11 protein-coding genes and 1 pseudogene are annotated in these 9,172 nt (G+C 43.4%); 2 read left to right on the top strand and 10 right to left on the bottom strand.

Annotated elements, in window-relative coordinates:
* Positions 1–328: 328 nt before the first annotated feature.
* Positions 329–1,360, top strand: coding sequence for a M42 family metallopeptidase (locus DWX73_RS12150; protein WP_118349003.1), 1,032 nt, complete (start codon positions 329–331; stop codon positions 1,358–1,360).
* 59 nt (positions 1,361–1,419) lie between these two features.
* Here DWX73_RS12150 and DWX73_RS12145 read toward each other — a convergent pair whose 3' ends face one another.
* The 10 genes from DWX73_RS12145 to DWX73_RS12100 form a co-directional block, all read right to left on the bottom strand.
* Complete coding sequence (locus tag DWX73_RS12145; protein ID WP_118349002.1) at positions 1,420–1,995, bottom strand: hypothetical protein; 576 nt, start codon at positions 1,993–1,995, stop codon at positions 1,420–1,422.
* Positions 1,996–2,049: 54 nt separating this feature from the next.
* Positions 2,050–2,379, bottom strand: coding sequence for a PadR family transcriptional regulator (locus DWX73_RS12140; protein WP_118349001.1), 330 nt, complete (start codon positions 2,377–2,379; stop codon positions 2,050–2,052).
* 168 nt (positions 2,380–2,547) lie between these two features.
* On the bottom strand, positions 2,548–3,114 hold the full coding sequence (locus DWX73_RS12135; protein ID WP_118349006.1) for a biotin transporter BioY: 567 nt from the start codon (positions 3,112–3,114) through the stop codon (positions 2,548–2,550).
* Positions 3,115–3,127: 13 nt separating this feature from the next.
* A complete protein-coding gene (locus DWX73_RS12130) occupies positions 3,128–4,108 on the bottom strand; it encodes a biotin--[acetyl-CoA-carboxylase] ligase (RefSeq protein ID WP_118349000.1) in 981 nt (326 codons plus the stop codon).
* Positions 4,109–4,234: 126 nt separating this feature from the next.
* Positions 4,235–4,534, bottom strand: a complete 300-nt coding sequence (locus tag DWX73_RS12125) for a hypothetical protein (protein ID WP_118348999.1) — start codon at positions 4,532–4,534, stop codon at positions 4,235–4,237.
* Between the two features lie 11 nt (positions 4,535–4,545).
* A complete protein-coding gene (locus DWX73_RS12120; RefSeq protein ID WP_118348998.1) occupies positions 4,546–5,502 on the bottom strand; it encodes a hypothetical protein in 957 nt (318 codons plus the stop codon).
* Positions 5,480–5,842, bottom strand: coding sequence for a NifB/NifX family molybdenum-iron cluster-binding protein (locus DWX73_RS12115; protein WP_330413670.1), 363 nt, complete (start codon positions 5,840–5,842; stop codon positions 5,480–5,482). The genes DWX73_RS12120 and DWX73_RS12115 overlap by 23 nt, the downstream gene beginning before the upstream one ends.
* 20 nt (positions 5,843–5,862) lie before the next feature.
* Complete coding sequence (locus DWX73_RS12110) at positions 5,863–6,720, bottom strand: nucleotide-binding protein (protein WP_118348997.1); 858 nt, start codon at positions 6,718–6,720, stop codon at positions 5,863–5,865.
* Complete coding sequence (locus tag DWX73_RS12105) at positions 6,717–7,541, bottom strand: nucleotide-binding protein (RefSeq protein ID WP_118348996.1); 825 nt, start codon at positions 7,539–7,541, stop codon at positions 6,717–6,719. Before DWX73_RS12105 ends, DWX73_RS12110 begins: the two co-directional genes overlap by 4 nt.
* Positions 7,538–8,257 carry a DUF134 domain-containing protein gene (locus DWX73_RS12100; protein WP_118348995.1) on the bottom strand — a complete coding sequence of 240 codons (720 nt, stop codon included), beginning with the start codon at positions 8,255–8,257 and terminating at the stop codon, positions 7,538–7,540. Before DWX73_RS12100 ends, DWX73_RS12105 begins: the two co-directional genes overlap by 4 nt.
* A 141-nt stretch (positions 8,258–8,398) precedes the next feature.
* On the opposite strand from DWX73_RS12100, the pseudogene DWX73_RS15645 reads away from it, so the two are divergent.
* A pseudogene (locus DWX73_RS15645) lies at positions 8,399–9,057 on the top strand (Crp/Fnr family transcriptional regulator).
* The last annotated feature ends 115 nt before the right edge of the window (positions 9,058–9,172 follow it).

The raw sequence follows: 9,172 nt of genomic DNA, 5'->3' as shown, positions 1-9,172 counted from the left end.
TGTACAAAAATCACCTTTTTATATCGGTGAGTTTCTTCAAAACCTCAGCATTTTCACCAGGCAGAGAAGATACTTTCCCCATACACAGACTGGCTGACCCGTCCGCGGCCTGGTACAATTGGAAAGAATCACATTCAGAGCAGTTCCTGTTAATTCAGAACTGCTCTTTTTATCTGCTCTGAATCTGATACTTCCCTTATGAATTATAACACACACCCAAATTGCTTTCAATTATCTCACAACATTTCTAAACAGACTCTAGTTCTTTAGTAAAGTATATGCTATAATATTAGCAGATTATATACTGAACAACAGGAGGATTATTATTATGACACAGTACACAGATTACATTGTGGAACAGGCAAAAAAATTATTATCCATCGACAGTCCATCCGGCTACACAAAAGAAGTCGCTCGCTATCTCGCTGATGAATTCACACGTCTCGGATATCATCCTGAGATCACTGTAAAAGGCGGAGTATTAGTTGACATCGGCGGTACAAATACAGAGGATGCTGTATTTCTGGAAGCTCATGTGGATACACTCGGCGGAATGGTTGCTGAGATCAAAGGCAACGGACGTCTTCGCATCACAAACATCGGCGGAATGAATGCTAACAATGCCGAAGCAGAAAACTGCCGTGTCGTGACTAAATTTGACGGTTCTTACGAAGGTACCTGCCAGCTCATCAACGCTTCCGTTCATGTAAACGGAGAATACAGCGAAACAAAACGTACCTTTGACTCTGTAGAAGTTGTTCTGGATGAAAAGACATCTTCCAAAGAAGAAACTGAGAAACTCGGCATCCAGGTTGGAGACTTTGTTTGCTTCGATCCAAGAACAAGAGTCACAGAGAAAGGCTATATCAAGAGTCGCTTCCTTGACGACAAATTAAGCGCTGCTATTTTACTTGGCTATGCCAAATACCTGAAAGATGAAAATGTTACTCCGCAGAGACGCATTTACGAACATTTCACTGTTTTCGAAGAAGTCGGACATGGCGGTTCTGCTTCTGTTCCAGCTGGTGTAACGGAAGCAATCTCTGTAGATATGGGATGCGTTGGTGATGGTCTTACCTGTACAGAACACCAGGTATCTATCTGTGCAAAAGACAGCGGCGGTCCATACCATTACGACGTTGTTACAGATCTCGTAAAAGCTGGTAAAGAAGCTGGCGTTGACTATGCAATTGACGTTTACCCATATTATGGTTCTGACGTAGAATGTACACTGCGCGCCGGATATGATATCAGACACGGTCTGATCGGACCTGGCGTATATGCTTCTCACGGTTATGAAAGAAGTCATAAAGACGGTGTAGATAACACATTGAATTTATTAAAAGCATATCTTGGATAATTAAAAAACACAGCCGGGGACATTACTGTTCACGGCTGGTTTCCCTTTTAAAATCATTTCTATTTTCCCACTACATAATATGCAATCTGCATTGCTGCTGCAAGCACGACAACCGCCGCTGCCGCATATCTTTTCTTTCCCCACAGCCATGTAACATAGAAGTCCAGACTCTGCCTTGTAACACGATAGATAACTACTGCAATTGTTGTGTATATAACAAATGCCGTACAGGATATAAGTGTATTTTCCAAAGACCATGCCGCTCCTTTTTGCATCAGAAAAAACAGACGCATAATCATATCAATCATTCCGATAAAAGGCAAAATTACGAAATATGTTCCCGCATTTTTTCTCCAGCTCCTATCTTCTGACAGCTGCGGTACTGCCTTTAAAATCTCGCTGCAAACTTCTTTATAATCTCCAAGTATCTGTTCCGCTCCCATTCCTCTTGCTTCTCCGTCTAAAAGCATCTCTATTAGATCTTTCTTCACATATTCCACTGCATCATCATCTGCTTTTTTCCTGTAAAGATAATTAACTGATTTCTCGATGATGCTGCGACTTTCCTTCGTAAGTTTTTTCTCTCGCTGTCGATTTTCTTTGCGAAGCTCTGCTAATTTATCATTCTCTTTCATAGATTGACACCTCCATTTGCTTTTCATTCTCTGTAGATTTTTAAGAATATCTGCTTATTCTGAGCTTGTTCCGTCAAACAGATTTGTCACAGCTTGGGATAACTCCTTCCACTGCCGTTCAAACTCTTTCAGTTCCTCTTCTCCCTGATTCGTTAGCGAGAAATATTTTCGTCTCGGACCAGTGGAAGATTCCCGGTATTCAGCCTGTATAAAACCTTTGTTTGACATCCGAAGCAGCATCGGATAGATGGTTCCTTCTGATATATCTCCAAAGCCATATGTAATAAGTTTCTGTGAAATCTCATATCCATATGTCTCATGTTCCGCGATAATCTTTAGAACACATCCCTCTAACATTCCTTTTAACATTTGTGATGAAATCATATCTTACCTACCTTGTATTACATAGTATATTCCCCAACTACATTGTATTACATAATAGTATACTTTTCAATAAAATTCCCGAAAAATTTTGCCGTATAAAAACAGCCGGAAAATCCATTTTCAGATTTCCCGGCTGTTTGCTTTATCTCTTATTACTGCTATTTCCTTTTATTTTTCTAATATTCCTGCCTGCTGTAATCTTTTTTTCAATATCGGTCCCCCTGTCAGAGCAATCATAATTTTGATCATATCTCCCGGAATAAACGGAAATACACACGCACTCAGAGCTGCTGCCACGGTAGTTTTCATTACGATGCAAAACCAGATTGTTCCAAATACATAGCACAATGCCATACCTGCTGTCATAGCACTGAACTGAATAAAACGGTTATGGTATCGTTCCATTACAGCCCCTGCCAGAACCGCCATTGGAAGGAATCCGATGATGTATCCTCCCGTTGGACCGAGCAATTTCCCTATTCCTCCGGAAAATCCTGAAAATACAGGTAAGCCAACTGCTCCAAGCAAAATATAAATCAGGCAGCTGACCGTTCCTAATTTCCATCCCAACAAGTATAATGACAAATAAATCGCCAGCGCAGTAAACGAGATTGGAACCGGTCCAATTGGAATTGACAGCGGTGCTAAAATACAGATGACTGCCGTCATAAGCGCTGTCATCGTCATCTGCTGCAATCTCTTTCCTGTTTTTTCTTCTATAACAGATTCTTTCATAAATAACACCTTTCTACTTTGATAGTCTCACACTGATTTCTCCTGAAGACAATAGTTTTCGCCTTCCTTCAGAATCCTCCACTAAAAGCTGACACTGATCATCCACATCCAGCGCTCTCGCCCATTCACTTTTTCCACCGGAGATTACCTCTATTTCCTTTCCGATCACAAAACTTCTCTTTCGATATTCTGTCTGATAGTCCCCATGCTTTGGCGCCCGATAGTATTCCATGAAGCGATTTAAAAATTCTGCAGCAAGCTTATTCTTCCCGTCATTTTGCGCTTCCGCAAAAACTGTTCCTGCAATCTCAGTCAATGTTTCCGGAAATCCATCTTTCGGAGGACAGACGTTCATACCAATCCCAAGCACAGCATATTCCAGAAATCCATCTTCCAGCCCAAAGGACGCTTCTGTAAGAATTCCACAAACTTTTTTCCCATTCATAAATACATCATTTACCCATTTGATTTCTGCTTTTTTTCCGGATACACGCTCCAGCGCCTCACATGCTGCTACAGCTGCAATTGTCGTTAACCGAACTGCCTGCTGAGCTGTAAATTGTTTTGGTCTCAACAAAATGCTTAAATAAATTCCGGTATCTGCCGGTGAATAGAATGTTCTTCCCCGACGTCCACGCCCGGATGTCTGTCGATTTGCGATCAGAGTGTATCCTTCTGCTGCGCCAAGCTCCGCCTGCTTTCTCACAAGCGTATTCGTAGAATCGACAGATTCTTCTACATGAATCTGTATTTCTTCGCACACGGGTTTTAAGTATTTCCCGATTCCCTGTTCTGATAAAATATCTGTCTCCTCCGAGAGACAATACCCTTTATTGCGGACAGCATCGATTCTATATCCTTCCTTTTGCAGATTTTTTACCGCTTTCCACACCGCAGTCCGCGACACATTTAGCTTTTCTGCAATCATCTCTCCTGAAAAATATATTCCCCGATGATGCTCAAATAGTTCCAACATACGTTCTTTCGTATCCATTTTCTCTTCCTCCAACTTTTCCTAAAGTAACATATAAAATTTCCATTGTCAACCTTTTGATTCTATTTAGTTAACATTTGTTTTTTATAAAAATGGCGATACACCTATTCTGTATCGCCATAACTGCTATTTCTCTGCTATTTGAAGCAATTCTTCTGCTGTTTTCTGTATGATGCGCTGTTTTTCTTTCAGAGAAGGCGACTGTGTCTCTTCTTCTGAAAGCGATGCATAGAGATGGATGATATTTGCCAATTCCCTTATCTCACCCTTTCTCTGTTCTGCGTCTGCTCCATGAGAGGATTTCAGCTCCTGCTTCAGCTCTCTAATCTGCCTCTCCTGTTTCTGTACTGCTCTGCTCTTTTCCCGGAGAAGCATCAGAAGCCCAATCGCTGCTATGATGAAGCCACCCGAAATCATATATGCCATGTATTATCCTCCTACTTCACCAATGCGATCACTGTTTCCCGAAGCGCTTTCAGAGCAACAGGCATTTCCAGTCTTATCGTTTTACTGTCACTCTCATCCCGGCAGCCGCTTCCTTCGGAATCGGACAAGAGAATAACCGGTGTTGCTTTGTTTTTGCGCCACAGCTGTTCCTTTTCACAAAGAAAGGTGTCCGTCACAATCCACAAAGCTGGTTTTTGTGTACGGAGATTCTGCTTCGCCGCTTCCGCTGTTGTGAAATAACGAACCTGATCTGCCACTGATTTTAGTGCCGTGCAAATCCCTTCTGCATACATTTGATTGCTGCACAAGACAACAATCAACGCATCCAAAGCAGAATCTTTCTTCCTCTGAATAAAATCAAGTACCGGAGTGTTATACAAACTAAATTCCTTCTCCAAATGGACCGTCTCATAATAGCTTCTGGCTGCCCGGCACATCCTCCAGCAAAACTGTTCAATATCAATCCGAATATCCCGGCTGTCCTGATTTCCCCTGGATTTTTCCAATTGGCAGACAGAAGTACCACAGTTTACTCCAAGATGGAATCGAATTCTGCTCTCATCTTCATCATTGAGAAAGCCTTTATTCTGATGCAGGTACTCGCATCGCAATTGCCAGCATCGTTCTCCGCATATGTATGGCGTTTGATCTTCCGGCGCTATTTTAAAAAACTCTCCTGCGTACTCATCAAACCAGCGGATATACTGACTTCCCACATCTCTTGTCGGCTGCTTCTGTCTGTCCAGCATAACTCTGCCGTCCCGATAACGCTTTACCAGATCCGGAAAGCCTATCCCGCCACAAATATCCGGGATTGTCAACGCCAATGCCAGCGCCGACTGCCATCTTCCGTCTTCCAGATTCAGCTCTACTTCTCTTACCCGATCTAAAAAAGTAAAGCTGACATCTCTTTGATTGTTTTTCTTATTCGTATTCGCCGCATTCATGAGCATGTTCGTGGTTATGGCAAATAGAACCAACAGATTCTAACTCACCTCTCAGATAAGTCTCTACTGCTTCTTTCGCATCTCCCTGGATACCAATAATGACTTCTACGCCCCGCTCATTGAAAATATCAACGGCTCCGCCGCCCATACCTCCGGAAATAATCACTTCTGCCCCATTGTCTGCCAGAAAGTTCGGAAGAAATCCCGGACGATGCCCCGGATTCGGCACAGAATTCACTTCTGTAATTTTTCCATCTGCTGTATCAAAAAATATAAAGTTTTCACAATGTCCAAAATGACCTGCAATTGTATTTCCCATAGCTGCTACTGCAATTTTCATAATTCTTTTCTCCTTTTTCATTAAAGTAATTTCATAATGGTTTCATAGATAGACTCTAGCGCATTGCGGGCAGGGCAATCCAGATCAGCAATGCTCATTCCCGCATTGATTGCTTCAGAAGCTTTCTTATCATAAGGTATTTTTCCTGCAAACGGGATTTTTCTTTCTGCACAGAACAGTTGTATTTTCTCTGTATGCTCCGGACTCACGTCCCATTTATTAACACAGACCGCAAGCTTTGTCCTAAGCATCTCTGCTGTTTTCACAAGTCGTTCCAGATCGCTGAATCCCGACAGACTTGGCTCTGCCACAACAAGCACAAGATCCGCCCCGCTTACCGATGCAATGACCGGGCATCCGATTCCGGGAGAACCGTCTATAATTGCGAGTTCTGTCTCCGGAGCATATTTTTGCATTGCCATTTTCACTTCTGTCACAAGCTTTCCGGAATTTCCCCGCCCCATTTTCAATGTCGCTGTAGAAAAAACACTGTCTGACCGATAAAGTTCTTTACGTCCCGCTGCATCTTTCACAAGCTTTACTGCCCTCTGTGGGCAAACATATTCACAGACGCCGCAGCCCTCACAGGCATATTCATTTACCGCATAGGTTCCGTCTTTTTCCCGAATTGCGTCAAAACGGCAGTGTGATTGGCACAAACCACAACCTGTACATTTGCACGGATCAATCTCTGCTTTCTCTCCTCCAAGAAATTGGGTCACTTCCGGATTCCCTGTCTGTGCGGTTACAAGATGAAGATTCGGTGCATCTACGTCACAGTCTGCAATTGCTTTCGCCTTCGAAAACCGGATCAGCGCTGCCGCTGTTGTTGTCTTTCCGGTACCGCCTTTCCCACTCAAAATCAAAAGCTTTTTCATATTGCGCCTCCAATCTCTCGAAGCAGTCCGGCAAAAAGTTCCCGTGCTTCTTCACTTTTCTCGCAGATTAGCTGACCGTCTGCAGACAACGCTGCAAATTCTTTTTCATACGGAATATGCAAAAGAACAGGAATTTCGTGCTCCTGACAAAATATTTCCAGTGGTTCGAATCTTTCCTCTTCTTTATTGATCACGACTCCGCATCGTTTCCCTAATAGCGCTGTGAGCTCATACACCATTTGGAAATTATGGAATCCAAACATTGTTGGCTCTGCTACAATCACACAGTAATCTGCATCCATAATACTTTCCATGACAGAACAGGCGCTTCCCGGCGGACAGTCAATAATCGTTGTTTCTCCTGCTTCCTTCAATGCACTGCGAATTACCGGAACTCCCGATGCTTCTCCCGGATTCAGAATCCCTGTAACTGTCTTTAATGTTCCCCGCGTTCCAATCTCCAACGTACCTATCGGTTTTTCTTTCTCTGTAATAGCACCTTCCGGACAGACAATCTGACAGCCGCCGCAGCTGTGACAAACTTCGGAAAATACCATTGGTTTCTCTTTTACATAGATCAAAGCATGAAAGCGACAGAATTGTACGCACTGTTTACAGCCGTTGCATTTCTCAGCATCAAATTCCGGCAGCTTCGTATGAACAACCACTTCCCTGGTATGTTCCGGCTTTAGAAACAATCTTCCGTTTGGTTCTTCCACATCACAATCAATATATGTGGCATTCCCCGCCGTCGCCGCCAGATTGACTGCTACCAGTGTTTTTCCTGCGCCTCCCTTACCACTTAAACAGGCTATTTTCATTGTACACCATGATATCCGGCATGGAATTTTGTCAGTTCCTCAAGCTGTCCTTCTTCCATTGCTTTCAGATCGTCCGCTGCGGCTTTATTCACGGACTGATAAATCTTCATACCTGCTGCCTGAAATACCTCTGCTGCATTCTGTCCGCAGCGCACAGTAATCAGCGCATCTACTTCGTGATCCACAAGAAATTGAGCTGCCTGAAGTCCGGCTCCTCCCTGGGCTTGTGCTGCCGGATTCTCTACAATCGTATCAACGCCATCTTCCCGGAAGAGAAAATAAGGCGCCCGCGCCAGCACAATACAGACATCCTGCTGGTTCTCATCCAGTGGAATTGCAATTCTCATAGCTCCATCCTCCTTTTTCTGTATGCAGCTGTGTCGATGCCTTTTGCAGCCGCCACAGCCACAGAATTCTTCTTTCCCGTCGCAAAGCTGATAATCGCCGCCTTCAATTCGAAGCGGCAGACCATCTACCAGCGCCGTCGCCAGTTTCTTTCTGGCGGAATTATAAATGAGCTGAACGGTGGTTCTCCCCACCTGCATATAAGTACTGCACTCTTCCTGCGAAAATCCTTCCCGATCAATCAGACGAATGGTTTCATATTCATCTACCGTCAGAATCACTTCTGTTTTTGCCAACGTCTCGCTGACCGGACGGAATTCTTTTGTCCGGGGCATTTGACATACTTTTCTGCATTTTCTAGGTCTTGCCACTGCGTTCACCTCCGAAAGCTATTTTAATAATTTCAATATTAGTATAGGCTCATTATTGGCATATGTCAATAACTCATTTGACATATCCAATGCAATCCCTTATACTAAACCCATACAAAAAATGAAAAAGGAAGATAATCTATGGAGTTTCAAAATGCATTTCCTGTCTGGAAGAAACTAACGCCCTCCCAGCAAGCACAGATTCTCGGAAGTTTGACGCAAAAACATGTTGTCAAAGGAACTGTTGTTCACAATGGAAGTCTCGACTGTACCGGTCTGCTCTTAATTAGCTCCGGACAGCTTCGCGCCTACATTCTATCTGAGGAAGGTCGGGAGATTACACTCTATCGGCTATTTGACATGGATATGTGCCTTTTCTCTGCTTCCTGTATGATGCGCTCAATTCAGTTTGAATAATCATCGAAGCTGAAAAGGACACTGATTTCTGGATCATCCCTGTTGAGGTGTACAAACATCTTATGGAAGAATCCGCCCCGGTAGCGAATTACACAAATGAACTGATGGCTGCCCGTTTTTCTGATGTCATGTGGTTGGTTGAACAAATTATGTGGAAGAGCCTTGATAAGCGTGTTTCGTCTTTTCTTTTAGAAGAATCTTCTATCGAAAACACATTGGAGCTAAAAATAACCCATGAAATAATCGGTAACCACCTTGGCTCCCAGCGCGAAGTCATCACGCGTATGCTTCGCTATTTCCAGAGCGAAGGCATGGTAAAACTTTCCCGCGGAACGATTTCCATTCTGGATGAAAAAAGGCTCCGAAAACTGGCGGAAAGCTGATTCTCGAATCGAGTAGGAGAAATTTCTCGTTTATGAGAAATTTCGTCCTCTCACACCACCGTACGTACGGTTCCGTATACGGCGGTTCAATCAACTTAACAAGTAACACACCTTT

The sequence above is a fragment of the Coprococcus sp. AF21-14LB genome (assembly GCF_003458885.1).
GTDB lineage: Bacteria > Bacillota > Clostridia > Lachnospirales > Lachnospiraceae > UBA9414.
This window is presented reverse-complemented; position numbering and strand designations above follow the sequence as displayed.